Genomic DNA, 15,619 nt, shown 5'->3' with positions numbered 1-15,619 from the left:
CATGGATTTTCCCGAGGGGGATGTTGTGGATGGTCCAGTTATACCCAGGTTGGAGGCGCTGTGTCACAGCTCACCACGGAAGGCGCGATGCTGGAGGGAGGCGAAGAGGGAGTCGAGGTGTAGCGCCGATGTGTGATAGGGGATAGCAAGCTGATCGACAGCCATCATAAGGGCTACAAATCGCCGTTGCTCGGCCATGGGGGGAACTAGCACTGGCAGTTCACGGATCTGTCCTTGAAACAAATTGGCTTGACTGGATGCATTGGCGCGCTTTTCCATCCGCGCCCTTAACGCAGGTGTGCGCAGGTAATGCTCAAGGAATTTATTGTGAATGACCGAACTCCGTGGCCGCACTAGTGCTGCGCTCCGAACAAGGGAAAAAGGTTCGTCCACTTCGACCGATGCAACACGTCCTATCGACCCTGAACAGGAGATCAATACATCTCCGCGGGATGGATTGCACCTGCGTTTGATGCGTTCATGCTCAGACTGCGGAATATAGTCGACATTGCCGAAATCGATGAAACCGTCCCGAATATTTCTTGCCGAAAGAAGTTTGATTCCTTCACTTGACCGGAGTGGAGTCAGGTGTTCCCCATCTGTTACTTGTTCGGCAACCTCGGCAATGGTGGATATGGGCCATTTCCTCAGATTAAGAGCCGGGTCGCCAAACATCTCAATGAAGATGCTCTGGGCGAGTGTGTCGAGCTTGGCGAGGGCGGCACGGCGCTTGGCGCGCAGGGCCTCGGCCTGATCGAGGATCGCCGCGATGCGGCGCTGCTCGGGGAGGGGGGGGATTACGACATCGATCCTCTTCAAGTGCTTGAAGTGGCGGTCATAGCCTGCATCAATCAGCTCGACATTGCATAAGAAGTGGAAAAGGTATTTCTCGTCTGCTTCAACTTTGGGCCGCAGAACCTTGACGCCATCAGCTCCTATGCAGAACGGGAAGTCGATGAACTTGAAGCAGCGAGTGTGATCGCCAAAAACGATCGCAGGCAAGTGGGTCTTGCATAGTCTTGTCGGGTCGTTCCCATAACCTGCAACCAGGGCCTTCCCCTGGTCTACGACTGGGAACTGCCCGGAGACTAGAAACTCACTTTGAGGGGTTTTCAGGTTTCCGGCAGAAACGTCCTCAATCGCTTCGGTGAAGGGGAAAACTTTCCAGCCGTGCTTCATCCCAGCATCCCCTCCAGCTCAACCATCCCCCGCTGGATCTCCTCCTCCAACTGCTTCAGCTCCGCCAGGATCGCCTTGGGGCTCTGGTGCTCCACCACCTCATGCACCACCTCCTTGTAGCGGTTGAGGCTGAGGTCGTAGCCCTGGGCGGCCAGCTCGGCCTTGGGCACGCAGAAGCTCTGGGCTGTGCGGGGATTCTCCCGCTCGCTGCTGCTGCGCTTCGCCCACCGCGCCAGGACATCGGGGAGGTTGTTCTTGGCGTGTTCCTCTCCGCTGAGCCCCGTGGCCAGGGCCCCCAGTTTCTCCTCGGGCAGGAGGGGGTTGCGCTTGTCATCCAGGCTCCAGCCATCGGCCTGCATGTCGTAGAACCAGACCTGGTCCGTGCCGCCGCTGTTGGTCTTGGTGAAGATGAGAATCCCGCAGCTCACCCCCGCGTAGGGCCGGAAGACCCCGCCGGGGAGGCTGATGACAGCCTCCAACTTCTGCTCCTCCACCAGCTTCTGCCGCAGGGTCTTGTGGGCCTTGCTGCTGCCGAAGAGGACCCCATCGGGAACGATGACCGCCGCCCGACCGCCGGGCTTGAGGAGGCGGAGGAAGAGGGCCAGGAAGAGCAGTTCGGTCTTCTTGGTCTTCACGATGGCCAGCAGATCTTTTGCGGTGCCCTCGTAGTCCAGGCTCCCGGCGAAGGGGGGATTGGCCAGCACCAGGGTGTATTTCTCGTCCTCCCCGGCGTGGTCCTGGCTGAGGCTGTCCCGGTAGACCACCTCGGGGTTCTCCACGCCATGGAGCAGCAGGTTCATGCTGCCGATGCGGAGCATGGTGTTGTCGAAGTCGAAGCCGTGGAAGAGCCGGTGGTGGAAGTGCTCCCGTGATTTGGGGTCCCGCAGGATCTCCGGGTGCCGCTGCCGCAGGTACTCGCCCACCGCCACCAGGAAGCCGCAGGTGCCCGCCGCCGGATCCACTACCAAATCGGTGGGCTTGGGCTCCATCAGCTCCACCATGAGCTGGATGATGTGGCGGGGCGTGCGGAACTGGCCGTTCTGCCCGGCGCTGGCGATCTTGCCCAGCATGTACTCGTAGAGGTCGCCCTTGGTATCCCGGTCCTCCATGGGCACCTTGTCGATCATGTCCACCACCTTGGCCAGCAGGTCGGCCTTGGGGATGGTAAAGCGGGCGTCCTTCATGTGGTGGGCGTAGGTGCTGTCGTCCCCCCCGATCTGCTGGAGGAAGGGGAAGACGTGGTCCGCGACCACGCCGAACATCTCCCGGGCCTCGAAGTGCTTGAAGTGTGACCAGCGCAGGTCCGCGTAAGGGCGCCCTTTGGGATCCTTGCCCTCCGGGAAGACGCTCCGCTCCATGGGCTTGCCCAGGCGGTTCGCCTTGAGCTCCTCCACCGTGTGCAGCTCGTCCAGGCGCCGCAGGAAGAGCAGGTAGGTGATCTGTTCGATGACCTCCAGCGGGTTGCTGATCCCCCCGGTCCAGAAGGCGTTCCAGATGGCATCGACTTGATTGCGGATTTCACCGGTGAGCATGCAGCGTAACCTCAGGCGTGGTGCGGATTGGAAGAGATCATTGTGGCATGCCCATCCCGTGGCAGGCCGACTCCCGATGTCTCCAGACTATCCGCAGGCCACAGGACAGCGCCTGACGTGCCTCATGGGATGCGCGCGAGGGCGTCTGCCCGCACGAAACACCCTGGCTAGGCCCTTTGAACTACTCCAGCAAATCCTCCAGCGTGCTGTTGAAACCCTCGTCCAAGGCGTAGGGCTTGATCAGAAGCTGGCTCACCCCCACTCGGTGGGCGGCGATGACCGTGCCCCGGGAAACCTCCTCGGCGGCCATTACGATGGGGGGAAGCTCATGGAACTCGTCCCGGAGCGAACGCACCTCCTCCAGGAGATCAAGGAAACTGGCGTCGCAATCCAGGAGCAGGAGCCCCAGGTTCGGCTGCCGAAGCAGCTCCCGCAGTTCCCCCAGGCCCAGGGCCATGAAGACCCGGCCATAGCCCTGGGCATCCATGAAAGCCGATAGTTCGTCGGCGTGTTCCTGGGTGGAAACCAGGACCACCACCGCCCGGGAGCGCTTCTTGAGACGGACAAGGGCATTATTCCGAGGAGGAGCGACCACTTCGGTGGTGTTTACGGCTGTGGGCTCGGGAGCGGCCTCAATCACCGCAGGGGGCAGAGGCTTGGGAGGGTGTTCCTCATGCCCTGGGACTTGCCGGGGCCTGGGGGTTTCCGGGAGGAGGCTCTCTCCGACAGCTTCCTGCCGCCGACGTGTTTTTGGGGGTAGCGTGGAGGGCACACTCGCGCAGCGGGAGGAAACCAGGTTGCGGATCATGGCCGCCAGATCAGCCCGGGGTTTCTCGAAGGCCAAGCCCACCACCAGCCCGCCTGCGGTGCTCTCCAGATAGGCGACCTTACCCGCCAGCTCCATGGCGGCGGTACATTTCGGGACCTTGTTCAGCTTCAGGAGCATGAAGGGGTGCCCCACGGGCAGCAGGGCCTCCCCCAGGGGCAGACGCTTCTCATCCTTGATGTTGATGGCCTTTTCAACCCGGACCCGGCATCCCCCCTCGGAGATGTTCTCCAGAAGGCCGGAAAGCCCGACGCCCTCGAAGATGCTGGAGAGGGCCGTCAGGGTGGCCCCTTCCTTCGGATTCAGGCGGGCACGGGGTGAGGCGCGGCGCTCCATGAGCTCGATGGCCTCGGGGAGTTCCAGGACCATTGCCCCGGAGCGCACCTCCGTGGCCTTGGTGGAGACCCCCACCCTCAGGGCATCGGCCATGAACACAAGATCGATCCGGGACCCCTTTTCGGCCCCCACGAGGGGCCCCCCCATCTGGAGGGTCAGGGTGCCCTCTCCCTCATTGATCCCCTGGATGGTGGCGGAAGCGGACTTCTTGCGGGCGTCCAGCACCGTGATCGGCGCACGGACCCGCTGAGCGTCCTCAAGGTAGGCGAGGACGGTCTCGGACGCGTCCCCACCCTTTTTCTCTTTGCCAAAGCCAAACAAGGCCATGCAGCACCCAACAGGAATTTTCCGCGCCGGATCGACGGAATGGAGTATTGGCCCCATTCTATAGCACCGGTCCTTCTCCGCTATCCTGTTCTTTGCACCACATTGAGGAATGCTTCACTCCATGACCGAAAACCCCGACCGCTGTTATCTTCTGGCCCACGTTGGGCCCCACGACCGAGAACACGATGTCGAGGAGCACCTCAAGGAACTGGCGGAACTGACCCGAGCCTGCGGCATGGTGGCCGTGGGGCAGCAGCACCTGAAGCGTCCCAAGCTGGAAGCCCGGACCTTCTTCGGCAAGGGGCAGCTGGAGGGCGCCGCCGCCCATGCCCGGCAGCTGGGGGCCACCATGCTGCTCTGCGACGACGAGCTCTCCGGCAGCCAGGTCCGCAACATCGAGAAGGCCACGGGCATGAGCTGCATGGATCGCACGGGCCTCATCCTGGCCATCTTCGAACAGCGTGCCCAGACCCGGGAGGCCAAGGCCCAGGTGGAGCTGGCCCGTTATGAATATGAGCTGCCCCGCCTCAAGGGGGCCTGGACCCACCTTGAGCGCCAGGTGGGCGGTGTCGGTGTCCGGGGCGGCCCCGGCGAGACCCAGATCGAGGTGGACCGGCGCATGACCCGCCTGCGCATCAGCCAGCTCAAGCGGGAGCTGGAGCATCTGGAGCGGGTCCGGGAGACCCAGCGATCGGGCAGGGCCCCTGGAATCCCCCGGGTCTGCCTGGTGGGCTACACCAACGCGGGCAAGACCAGCCTGCTCAAGGCCCTCACCGGCGAGGGCGAGCCCAGGGACATGCTCTTCGCCACCCTGGACACCACCACCCGCAAGGCCTGGCTTGGACACGACCCCGAGACGGGCATGCCCCGCCATGTCCTGGTATCCGATACCGTGGGCTTCATCCGGAAGCTGCCCCACCAGCTGGTGGCCGCCTTCCGCTCCACCCTCGGCGAGGTCCGCACCGCCGAAGCCCTCCTGGTCGTCGCCGACGCCGCCAGCCCCGAGCTGGAGGATCACCTCAAAGTCGTGGGGGATACCCTCGCGGAGATCGGCTGCGGGGATCTGCCCCGCCTGCTCATCCTGAACCAGATCGACCGCATGACCCGTCCCCAGCGCCTGGATCTCAAGCGCCTCCACCCCAGCGCAGCCTTCACCTGCGCCCTCACAGGGGACGGCATCGACGATGTCCGGGGCTGGCTCATGGAGTTGATCCCCGGGCCTCCCCAGCCCCGGGAGCTGGAGGAGTGGGAAAAGCCCCAGTAGGGCCTCTGCATGGATGGCTTCCGGCCATTGCGGGAGGGGAACCCATATCTATTTATCAACAATGATCACAACACATCCAAGACCGCCACATACTGAAACAAAGTCGATCTCATTCTTATTGAATATTTTTTAAATTTATCAATCACATCGATTGCAGCCATCCCGAGTCTGGAACAGGGGGGCCCAGAGCGGAGCCTTCCCCTAGTGTTGTATATTTATAATATATAGCAAGTTGCCACACACCGCGCCAATCAAACAGTTCAACCCGATTTTTTATGAGCTGGTGTTTGACGGCGCCTGGACATTAGAGTCCAATAATCGTTGGCATTCATCTGCTACCGGAGTTCGAACATGGATAGGTTCCAGCTTCTGAAGGCCTGCGGTCTCTCATTGGGAGCGGGTCTCCTGGCGGCAAAACCTGTCCTGCCAAGTGACAGCAAGGAGCCTCTGCCACGCTTCCGTCCGGGAGCAGACGGCCAGATCCTGACCTCGCCAAGTGAAGGAAAGTCCTGGACCCGCCACGCCAGCTTCGGCCCCGATTACGAAGTGCTTCGGGTGCGCCAGGAAAGAGAGGGGGTCTTCGCCGACCTGAAGTTCCAGGGCAGGCATGATATCCGGCTGCGTTTGGATGCGAACGGACGGGACTGGAAGGCCCTGTGACCACGGGACCCCTTCTGGGATTCCGTCCCATCCAAGACGACGACCTGCCCTTCCTCGCGGAGCTGTATGCCTCGGCCCGGGCCGATGAGATGAGCCAGGTCTCCTGGAGCCCCGAGACCGTCCGGGCCTTTCTCCTGGACCAGTTCCGCCTCCAGCACCACCACTATCAGACCCACTACCCGGGTGCCGCCTTTGAGCTGGCCCTCGTGGACGGTATTCCCGCCGGGCGGCGCTACGTGGCCCGCTGGCCCAAGGAAATCCGCCTGATGGACCTGGCCCTCCTGCCCTCCTTCAGGGGCCAGGGCCTGGGGCGGCAGATGCTGGTGGAGCTCCTGAAGGAATCCGATCGCACAGGATTGCCCCTCAGCCTGCATGTCGAGCTGAACAATCCCGTCCTGGCCTGGTACCAGCGCCTCGGTTTCGAGGCCGTAGGCACCCACGGCATCAACCTGCGGATGGAACGCCAGCCCCTATGCCCAGGAGTGACCCCATGACCCCTGACCAGTTCCGACCTTGGCTGGGCACAGGCTTCGAGGTCCAGGAAGGCCCTTGCGTCCTCACGCTTGAAGCGGTGGAGGTCTTCGAGACCTCAGCCACAGAAGGTTTCTCCCTGCGCTTCACGGGGCCCCGTTCCCCGCTGCTCCCCCAGGGGACCAAGCGCTTGACCCATGCCGGGCTGGATCCACTGGACCTCTTTCTGGTGCCCGTGCAGGACCCCCGACCAGAGGTCTACACCTATGAGGCCATCTTCAACCGCCTGAGGTCCGCCCCCCAGGCACCTGCAAATGGAGGTGCCTGATGGCCCAACCCTATGTCGGGGAAATCCGGATCTTCGCCGGCAACTTCGCTCCCGCTGGCTGGATGTTCTGCGAAGGCCAGCTCCTGCCCATTTCCGAGTACGAGACCCTCTTCAACCTCATAGGCACCACCTACGGGGGCGATGGGCAAAGCACCTTCGCCCTGCCGGATCTGAGGGGTCGCCTCCCCCTCCACTTCGGGAACGGCTTCACCCTCGCTGAAACCGGCGGGACGGAGACGGTCACCCTCACCACCCCCCAGATCCCGGCACACAGCCACACCCTGCTCGCCACGGACGCCAGAGGGGGCCTGAGCTCCCCCACGGATCACCGGCTCGCCGCGTCACCCATCTACTCCGACGGCACGGGGAACACCTTCAGCATGGATGCCCGCTCGGTGACCAGCATCGGTGGATCCCAGCCCCACAGCAACTTCCAGCCGTATCTCTGCGTGGATTTCATCATCTCGCTCTTCGGCATCTTCCCCAGTCAGACCTGAAAGGCGTTCCGATGGCTGAACCCTTCCTCGCGGAAACCCGCATCTTCAGTTTCGCCTTCGCCCCCAAGGGCTGGGCCACCTGCGATGGCCAACTCCTGCCCATCAACCAGAACCAGGCCCTCTTCTCCCTCTTGGGCACCACGTACGGCGGAGATGGCCGGGTCAACTTCGCCCTGCCGGATCTGCGGGGCAGGGTCCCCATGCATACGGGAAACGGCCACACCCAGGGCGAGCGGGGCGGCGAACAGGCCCATACCCTCAGCCAGGCGGAACTCCCGGCCCACACCCACCTCCTCCAGGGGGCAGAACTCTCCCCCAGCATCAGCACCGGGGGCATGCTCCCCCAGACCCCCCGCTACGCCAGTGAGCTCTCCTCCGTGGCCCTGGCGGCAGGCAGCCTCACCAGCCAGGGGGGATCCCAGGCCCACCTGAACATGCAGCCCTTTCTCACCCTGAACTTCTGCATCGCCCTCCAGGGCATCTTCCCGAGCCAGAGCTAGCCATGGCAGACCCTTTCGTAGCCGAAATCCGCATCTTCAATTTCAACTTCGCGCCCACGGGCTGGGCCTTCTGCGATGGCCAGCTCCTGCCCCTCAGCCAGAACACGGCCCTTTTCTCCCTTCTGGGCACCTTCTATGGCGGTGACGGCAAGTCCACTTACGCTCTGCCGGATCTCCAGGGCAGAGCCCCCATGCACCCAGGCCAGGGGCCGGGCCTGAGCCTGCATGGCCTCGGCGAGACGAGCGGGTCTGACACCGTGACCCTGCTCCAATCCGAGATCCCCAGCCACACCCACAGCCTCCAGGCCAAGGACGAGGGGAATACCTTCCTGCCCCAGGGGCATTACCTGGCCTCTGTGCCGGGCAAAACGGTTCTGGGGGTGGCCAAGCCCCAGCCCCCGTTCTTTGCCGATCCACCGGTGAACAGCCCTGTGGTCGCACTCAAGAGCGACTCCATCGTGCCCACGGGGGGGGATCAGCCCCACAACAATCTGCAGCCCTATCTGACCCTGAACTTCTGCATCGCGCTCCAGGGCGTCTTCCCCCCCCGAACCTGAGCCTACGCACCCCGAGTTCAGTTCTCCCCTCTGCGGAGATGTCCATGCTATGCCGCCCCACCCATCTGATGCGCCTCCTGGTCCTCGTCTTCGCCCTGGCGGGATGGGGGAACATCCTGGTGGGCGGCACGGTCACCGTGACCAGCACCGCAGATTCAGGCGCAGGCTCCCTCCGGCAGGCCATCGCGAACGCACTCGCCGGTGACACCGTCGATTTCAACCTCCCGGACCACAGCGTCATCACGCTCGGAACGCCCCTCGTGATCAGCAAGGCCCTCACGATCACCGGCCCCGGCGCCGAGCTCCTGACCCTGGACGGCGGCAGCGGCTGGTCTACCACTCCCGCCCTTCTGCCCAGCAGCGGAACCCGCATCATGGATATCGCCACGGCGACGGTTTCCCTATCGGGCCTCCGCTTCCGCAACGCCTATGTTTCCGGCGCCGGCATGGCGGGCGCCTCCACGGGCGAGAATGGAGCGGCCATCCGCATCCTGGGGGCGTCTGCCGTGACCGTGGATGGCTGCTGGTTCAGCAACAACTTCGCCAAGGATCGGACGACCGATCCTCCCGTGGGCGGAGCCATCCATCTGGACCAGGGAACCCTCACCGCGCTGAATTCCAGCTTCCACGACAACTACGCCGGGGCTGGGAGTGCCATCTGCAACTACGCCGGTGCCGTCTCCCTGACCAACTGCACCCTGAGCGGCAACATCGCCTACTCGGGGGGAGCCTTCATCCATGTCCCAGGCAGCAGCGTCTCCACCCTGACCCGCTGCACCATCGCGGACAACCTCTCCCTGAATTCCCATGATTCCGCCGGGGTCAGCGTCATCGATGGCAGCGTGATCCTCAAGGACTGCATCGTGTCCGGCAACAGCCTTGGGCAGCACGTCACGCTGCTCACAAGGTACGCGGACCTCGATCCCAACTGGAACGGCACTGGGCTCGTAGCCAGCCAGGGGGGCAATGTCCTTGGGTGCAAAGCAGACGTGGCCTTCACCCTCGGCATCCGAGATCAGGTCGGTACCCTGACCGTGCCCGCCGACCCCAAGCTCCAGGCCCTGGATCTGGCCCTGGCCCTGGGCGGCCACACCCCCTATCGGCCCCTTCTCAGCACCAGCCCCGCCATCGACAACGGCGTGGAGACAGGCGGGGTGGACCAGCGGGGTGTCGCCCGTATCAGCAACGTGGATTCAGGTGCCTACGAGTACGTTCCGGTCAACATCAGCGGTTCCACTGGAATCGCCGGGGCCAACCTTACCTACACAGACGGGGTGGAAAAAACCGCCACCGCAGATGCCAGCGGTCTCTACAGCATCACGGTTCCGCCCCTCTGGACCGGCACCGTCACCCCTTCCAGGGCAGGCTACACCTTCGCGCCAAGCTTAAGATCCTACTCGGCCCTCTTGAGTGATCAGACAAGCCAGGACTTCGTTGCCAGCCCCATCGTCTATACGGTCTCCGGCAGTGTCGGGGTCGCCAGCGCCACCCTTTCCTATGACGACGGGACACCCAAGACCGCCACCGCAGACAGCAGCGGCAACTACAGCTTCACGGTCTCCTACAACTGGTCCGGAACGGTTACCCCCACAAAAGCTGGCACCACCTTCACCCCAGCCAACAAGGTCTATTCGAGCGTCCTCAGCAACCAGACCGCCCAGGACTACCTGGCCACCGCCATCACCTATACGATCTCCGGCAATGCCGGGGTGGGCGGAGCCACCCTTGCCTATGACGACGGGACGCCCAAGACCGCCACCGCAGACAGCAGCGGCAACTACAGCTTTACGGTCTCCTACAACTGGTCCGGAACGGTTACCCCCACAAAAGCTGGCACCACCTTCACCCCCGCCAGCAAGGCCTACACGGGTGTCCTCAGCAGCCAGGCCGCCCAGGACTACTTGGCCACCGCCATCACCTATACGATCTCCGGCAACGCCGGGGTGGGCGGGGCCACCCTTGCCTATGACGACGGGACGCCCAAGACCGCCACAGCAGACAGCAACGGCAACTACAGCCTCAGTGTCCCCTACGACTGGTCCGGAACGGTAACCCCAGCAAAAGTGGGCATCACCTTCACCCCCGCCAGCAAGGTCTATTCGAGCGTCCTCAGCAGCCAGACCGCCCAAGACTACCTGGCCACCGCCATCACCTATACGATCTCCGGCAACGCCGGGGTGAGCGGAGCCACCTCGCCTATGCGGATGGTGGGGCAAAGACCGCCACCGCCGACAGCAACGGCAATTACAGCTTTACGGTCTCCTACAACTGGTCCGGAACGGTTACCCCTACGAAAACGGGCTACGCCTTCACCCCCGCAAGCAAAGCCTACACGGGCGTCCTCAGCAGCCAGGCCACCCAGAGCTATGTCGCCACCGCCATCACCTACACGATCTCCGGCAATGCCGGGGTCGGCGGAGCCACCCTTTCCTACGTGGATGGTGGGGCAAAGACCACCACCGCAGACAGCGCAGGCAACTACAGTTTCACGGTCTCCTACGACTGGTCCGGAACGGTTACCCCTGCAAAGGCGGGCACCACCTTCAGCCCGGTGAGCAAGGTCTATACGGGCGTCCTCAGCAGCCAGACCGCCCAGGACTATGTGGCTACCGCCATCACCTATACGATCTCCGGCAACGCCGGAGTGGGCGGAGCCACCCTTACCTATACCGATGGGGCGCCCAAGACCGCCACAGCAGACAGCAGCGGCAACTACAGTTTCACAGTCTCCTACAACTGGTCCGGCACGGTGACCCTTACGAAAACGGGTTACACCTTCACCCCCGCCAGCAAGGCCTATTCGAGCGTCCTCAGCAACCAAGCCGCCCAAGACTACGTGGGCACCGCCATCACCTATACGATCTCCGGCAACACCGGGGTGGGCGGAGCCACCCTTGCCTATGCGGATGGTGGGGCAAAGACCGCCACCGCCGACAGCAACGGCAATTACAGCTTCACGGTCTCCTACAACTGGTCCGGTTCGCTGACCCCGAGCAAGGCCGGATTCTCCTTCTCGCCAACCAGCCGTTCCTTTGTCAATGTCCTGAACGACCAGGGGGGCACTGCCTTCACCGCCGCCCTGAGCGCACCGTCCTCGCCACAGGCATCCGCCATCTCCGGAACCGGTTTCGTGGCAGGCTGGGACAGCAACCCCGCCGCCACGGGGTACCTTCTGGATGTCTCCGCCAGCAGCACCTTCACCAGCTTTCTGGACGGCTTCCATGATCTTTCGGTGACAGAGCTCTTCGCCACGGTGACCAGCCTCAAGCCCGCGACCACCTATTACTTCCGGGTCCGAGCCAAGAGCTCAAGCCACACCAGTGAATATGCAGTCTCCAGTGGCATCGCGACCAGCGCCATTGCACCGGATGCCACCACCTTGGCCGCCGATGGCGTCACGCCAACCAGCGCCACCCTGAACGCCTCGGTGAACGCCCAGAACTCGAGCACCACCGTGACTTTTGAGTACGGGCCCACCGCATTGCTGGGCTTCTCAGTCACGGCCACCCTGAGCCCGGTCACCGGCATGAGTGACACCCAGGTCAGTGCCCAGTTGAGCAATCTGGCACCCCTTACCCAGTATTACTTCCGCGTCGTGGCCGAGAACGCAGGGGGGCCCGCAGCGGGGTCCCTCCTGAACTTCACCACGCCGCACATGCCTGCGGTCCTCGTGCAGACCGTGAGCCCCTCCTCCGCTCCAGTGGGCAAGGTCATCACGGTGAGCGGCTCCGGCTTCACCGGCGCCACCTCCGTGGTCCTCGGAGGCATGGAAGCGATCTTCACCGTGGTATCCGATACCGAACTCTCCTGCATCGTGCCCCCAGGGGCTATCACAGGGGTGATCAAGGTAAGTTCTCCTGCTGGCACCGGGGAATCCGCAGATGCCTTCACCGTGGAAATGGAGGGCTGATCCGATGCGAACGCACCCGAACGCTGCAGTCTTCGCCCGAACAACCCGTACCGCCCCGCGCCTGCGGCCTGGCTTCTCCGGTTTCCTGCTGCTCCTGGCAGCCACGCTCTTCCTGCTCACAGCCTGCGGTGGCCGTGGTTCTCATGGCAGCACCTCGCCCATCTCGAATCTGAGTTATGCCACCAACCCGGCCATCTACACCGTTGGCCTGGCCATCACCCCCAACACCCCGAGCCACCAGGGAACGGCCATCCGGAACTATGCGGTCACGCCAGCCCTTCCCACCGGCCTGAGCCTGGACACTCGCACGGGCGTCATCTCCGGCAGGCCCACCGCAGCCAGGACCATAGGCTCCTATACCGTGACGGCCTTCAGCCCGGGAAGCTCCGCCAGCGTCCAACTCGTCCTGACGGTAAACCCGTCGGTCCCAGCCATCACCACTCAACCGGCCAATCAGGTGGTCTCGGTGGGCTCGACTGCAACCTTCAGCATCGGCGTCAGCGGTACTGGCCCCTTCACTTATCAGTGGCAGAAGGATGGCTCAGACATCACCGGAGCCACCGGTGCCCAGTACACCACCCCTGCCGCTGTGCAATCTGACAATGGAGCCACGTTCAGGGTGGTGGTGAAGAACGCGTGGGGCGGCCAAGCCACAAGCCAGGAAGCCGCTCTGGAGGTGCTGCCGGGGTCCCTGACCCAGGTGCCGAACCTGGGCACTTCAAGATATGGCCAGGCCGCCGTCCTCCTCGCTGACCAGAGGACCCTGATCCTGGGAGGGCGTTCCTCCACCGGCCCCTTGGCCTCCGCAGAGCTCTTCGACCCCGCCACCCGCTCCTTCACCACCCTGTCGGCCGCCATGAGCCAACCCAGGGTATCCATGACGGCCACGCTGCTCGGTGATGGCCGAGTCCTGATCCTGGGGGGGTGGAACAGCACGGGATTCGTCGCGACTGCCGAGATCTTCGACCCCGCCCTGGGCACCTTCACCCAGGCTGGCAACCTCATCCACCCTCGCGCCCTGCATACCGCCACGCTCCTCAATGACGGATCCGTGCTGATCGTGGGCGGCACCAATGGCCAACCCCTGGCCCAGGCCGAAATATTCACCCCTGCAAGCTCAAGTTCCAGCCCTACGATGAATGCCCCCTCCGCCCGGATCTTTCACAGCGCCACCCTGCTGCAGGACGGGAAGGTACTGCTGGCCGGTGGCTGGGATGCCGGATCCCTGGCCAGTGCTGAAATCTATGATCCCGCAACGCTAAGCTTCACCCTGCTTCCAACGGCCCTGGGGGAACGCCGCTACCTCCACTGCGCAACAGTCCTGTCGGACGGCTCTGTGCTCTTCACCGGCGGGATCGGCAGCACCGGCACCCTCGCATCCGCAGAGCGCTATGCCCCGGCGACCGGACAATTCACAACCACCGGGAACATGCTGGTGGCGCGACAGATCCACGCTGCAACCTTGCTCAAGGATGGGAACGTCCTGATCACCGGAGGCTGGAACGGCAGCGCGAGCCTGGCCTCCTTCGAGCGGTATGACCTCATTACAGGCCAATTCAGCCCAGCCTCCGGCCCGTCCCTGGGGTACCACTCCCATACCGCGACCCTCCAGGGAGATGGGAAGGTACTGGTCGTCGGCGGCTACTGCAATACCCCCCTGGGGACATCCATTCTCTGGAATCTCGATTAGGAACCCTGCCGGGTCAATGACCCGGCAGGAACGCATCATGGCCATCACTCCGCCCGACCCACCCCATACCAGTCCAGACGCCGTGTTGCCGCCATGACTCCGGCCAGGACCGCGAAGAGGAGAGCCGACCCCATCAGCAGGGCGTTGTCCTCGGAAGCCAGAAGGCCGTAGAGCACCCCGTAGAGGATGGCCATGGCCCCGGAGAAGCCCAGCGACCGGGCCCAGCTCCTCAGGACCCCGGCCAGGTAGAAGCCCAGGAGCAGGACGCTGGAGCCGCTTGCAGCGACGTAGGCCCAAACGAAGGGCACATGCTCCGACAGGCTCAGGAGGAGCAGGAAGAAGAGGGCCAGGGAGAGCCCCACCAGGAGGTACTGCATGGGATGGATGGGCAGGCGCTTGAGCACCTCGAAGAAGAAGAAAGCGGCAAAGACCAGTCCCACGAAGAGGAAGCCGTACTTGGTGGCCCGCTCGGCCTGGAGATAGATGTTCACCGGCTCCAGGAAGGAGACGCTGAAGACCTCCCCATTCCGCCCCTCGCCATGCTCCAGGATGGCATCCAGATCCCTGGCCAGACCCGGGACCTGCCATCGGGCCTCGAAACCCTTGGCGGTGATTGTCCGGGTTTCAGGCAGGAAACGCCCCCCGAAGCTGGGGCTGGCCCAGTTGGAGCTCAGGTGGACCTGGGTGTCCTCCGCCACCGGGGCCACCGAGAATTCCTGGGTGCCCAGCAGCTTGAGGGAGGGGATCTCGAAAGCGCCACCGCTCCCCATCAGCTCCTGGGCACTGCCGAGCTCCGCTTCCAGAGCTCGGCCCAGACCGTCTTCAGCCTCCGCCAATCGGAAATCGATGGGGGTTTTCCTCCAGATGACCTTGGGATGACCCTGAAGGCCCCTCATGTCGAAAACAGTGAGCATTTCGTCGGTGGGGCGTGGGCGAGGCTGCCTCAGGTAGACGGAGCCCCCACCGATGAAATGCGGTGTTGAACAAGCCCGGAGCGGCGGGGGAGTTGGGCGAGGGCTATGGGGAAATCGCGCCTGCTGATCCACTTTTGGGGACGCCAGGTCCCCTGTCGCCCAGGGATTGCTGACTGCTGAGCCCGACAGTCCCGGCAGGGGCTTGGACCGAGTTGGCGTCATAGCAGGGCTTCGCCGTCCCGCCGTGGTGGAGGTCGTGGTGCAGGTGATGGATAGCTGAGAGGCTGACAGTCATGGCATCACCGCCGGGGGTGCCCTGGAGGCTTCACTCATCAGCGGTCGCCAGAGGATCAGACCACCACAATGAGGGCAGCGTTGCCCCGTGCCTTCGGCTGGACACGCCTCGGCTCTGGGTTTCGGAGCAGGCAGCAGGGCCCTGGCCTGTTCCAGCAGACCTCCACCCTGGGCCGAGGCGTAGAGGCCAAAGTGCCGGATCTTATGGAAGCCATCCGGAAGGACATGCTGGACAAAGCGGCGCAGGAACTCGATGGGGTGGAGGGTGACGGTCTGCTGGCCCCGGGTGCGGAAGGTGACATGCCCGGCCCACGTCGATCAGCCGGGAATTGGC

The 15,619-nt window shown here is 63.7% G+C and carries 14 protein-coding genes and 1 pseudogene; 10 read left to right on the top strand and 5 right to left on the bottom strand.

Annotated features, from left to right (window positions below; all coding sequences use genetic code 11):
- Positions 1 to 63: 63 nt before the first annotated feature.
- The 3 genes from HOLFODRAFT_RS21020 to HOLFODRAFT_RS0212125 form a co-directional block, all read right to left on the bottom strand.
- Positions 64 to 1,179, bottom strand: coding sequence for a restriction endonuclease subunit S (locus HOLFODRAFT_RS21020; protein ID WP_005035787.1), 1,116 nt, complete (start codon positions 1,177 to 1,179; stop codon positions 64 to 66).
- On the bottom strand, positions 1,176 to 2,711 hold the full coding sequence (locus HOLFODRAFT_RS0212130; protein ID WP_005035786.1) for a type I restriction-modification system subunit M: 1,536 nt from the start codon (positions 2,709 to 2,711) through the stop codon (positions 1,176 to 1,178). The genes HOLFODRAFT_RS21020 and HOLFODRAFT_RS0212130 overlap by 4 nt, the downstream gene beginning before the upstream one ends.
- 181 nt (positions 2,712 to 2,892) lie before the next feature.
- Positions 2,893 to 4,200 (bottom strand): PilZ domain-containing protein, encoded by a 1,308-nt coding sequence (locus HOLFODRAFT_RS0212125; RefSeq protein ID WP_005035785.1) that lies wholly within the window; start codon positions 4,198 to 4,200, stop codon positions 2,893 to 2,895.
- A 121-nt stretch (positions 4,201 to 4,321) separates the two neighbouring features.
- Here HOLFODRAFT_RS0212125 and hflX point away from each other — a divergent pair, with 121 nt between their 5' ends.
- The 10 genes from hflX to HOLFODRAFT_RS23195 all read left to right on the top strand — a co-directional run bounded on the left by hflX (position 4,322) and on the right by HOLFODRAFT_RS23195 (position 14,077).
- A complete protein-coding gene (gene hflX, locus HOLFODRAFT_RS21015; protein WP_005035783.1) occupies positions 4,322 to 5,464 on the top strand; it encodes a GTPase HflX in 1,143 nt (380 codons plus the stop codon).
- 351 nt (positions 5,465 to 5,815) lie between these two features.
- The gene (locus HOLFODRAFT_RS0212115) at positions 5,816 to 6,124 is read left to right on the top strand and encodes a hypothetical protein (protein WP_005035782.1); all 309 of its coding nucleotides are present in this window, start codon (positions 5,816 to 5,818) and stop codon (positions 6,122 to 6,124) included.
- Entirely contained in the window at positions 6,121 to 6,618 is a 498-nt protein-coding gene (locus HOLFODRAFT_RS21010; protein WP_005035781.1) for a GNAT family N-acetyltransferase, read from the top strand. Before HOLFODRAFT_RS0212115 ends, HOLFODRAFT_RS21010 begins: the two co-directional genes overlap by 4 nt.
- Positions 6,615 to 6,923, top strand: a complete 309-nt coding sequence (locus HOLFODRAFT_RS21005; protein ID WP_005035780.1) for a DUF6916 family protein — start codon at positions 6,615 to 6,617, stop codon at positions 6,921 to 6,923. Before HOLFODRAFT_RS21010 ends, HOLFODRAFT_RS21005 begins: the two co-directional genes overlap by 4 nt.
- Positions 6,923 to 7,420, top strand: coding sequence for a phage tail protein (locus HOLFODRAFT_RS0212100; RefSeq protein ID WP_005035779.1), 498 nt, complete (start codon positions 6,923 to 6,925; stop codon positions 7,418 to 7,420). The genes HOLFODRAFT_RS21005 and HOLFODRAFT_RS0212100 overlap by 1 nt, the downstream gene beginning before the upstream one ends.
- Before the next feature lie 11 nt (positions 7,421 to 7,431).
- Complete coding sequence (locus tag HOLFODRAFT_RS0212095) at positions 7,432 to 7,920, top strand: phage tail protein (protein WP_005035778.1); 489 nt, start codon at positions 7,432 to 7,434, stop codon at positions 7,918 to 7,920.
- A gap of 2 nt (positions 7,921 to 7,922) precedes the next feature.
- On the top strand, positions 7,923 to 8,477 hold the full coding sequence (locus HOLFODRAFT_RS0212090; protein ID WP_005035777.1) for a phage tail protein: 555 nt from the start codon (positions 7,923 to 7,925) through the stop codon (positions 8,475 to 8,477).
- Positions 8,478 to 8,521: 44 nt separating this feature from the next.
- Positions 8,522 to 11,032: a right-handed parallel beta-helix repeat-containing protein gene (locus tag HOLFODRAFT_RS24895; RefSeq protein ID WP_005035776.1), complete on the top strand. Its 2,511-nt coding sequence runs from the start codon at positions 8,522 to 8,524 to the stop codon at positions 11,030 to 11,032.
- Positions 11,029 to 12,387 carry a fibronectin type III domain-containing protein gene (locus tag HOLFODRAFT_RS25650; protein ID WP_005035775.1) on the top strand — a complete coding sequence of 453 codons (1,359 nt, stop codon included), beginning with the start codon at positions 11,029 to 11,031 and terminating at the stop codon, positions 12,385 to 12,387. The genes HOLFODRAFT_RS24895 and HOLFODRAFT_RS25650 overlap by 4 nt, the downstream gene beginning before the upstream one ends.
- A 4-nt stretch (positions 12,388 to 12,391) precedes the next feature.
- Complete coding sequence (locus tag HOLFODRAFT_RS23195; protein ID WP_005035774.1) at positions 12,392 to 14,077, top strand: Kelch repeat-containing protein; 1,686 nt, start codon at positions 12,392 to 12,394, stop codon at positions 14,075 to 14,077.
- A 44-nt stretch (positions 14,078 to 14,121) separates the two neighbouring features.
- Here the strand turns inward: HOLFODRAFT_RS23195 and creD are convergent, their stop codons facing one another.
- Positions 14,122 to 14,991 carry a cell envelope integrity protein CreD gene (gene creD / locus HOLFODRAFT_RS20990; protein WP_005035773.1) on the bottom strand — a complete coding sequence of 290 codons (870 nt, stop codon included), beginning with the start codon at positions 14,989 to 14,991 and terminating at the stop codon, positions 14,122 to 14,124.
- Between the two features lie 291 nt (positions 14,992 to 15,282).
- Positions 15,283 to 15,619 (bottom strand): annotated as a pseudogene (locus HOLFODRAFT_RS25815) (transposase); the annotation flags it as partial.

It is taken from the genome of Holophaga foetida DSM 6591, assembly GCF_000242615.2.
Classification (GTDB): domain Bacteria; phylum Acidobacteriota; class Holophagae; order Holophagales; family Holophagaceae; genus Holophaga; species Holophaga foetida.
The sequence above is the reverse complement of the archived record's forward strand: the minus strand, read 5'-3'. Positions and strand labels throughout refer to the sequence as shown.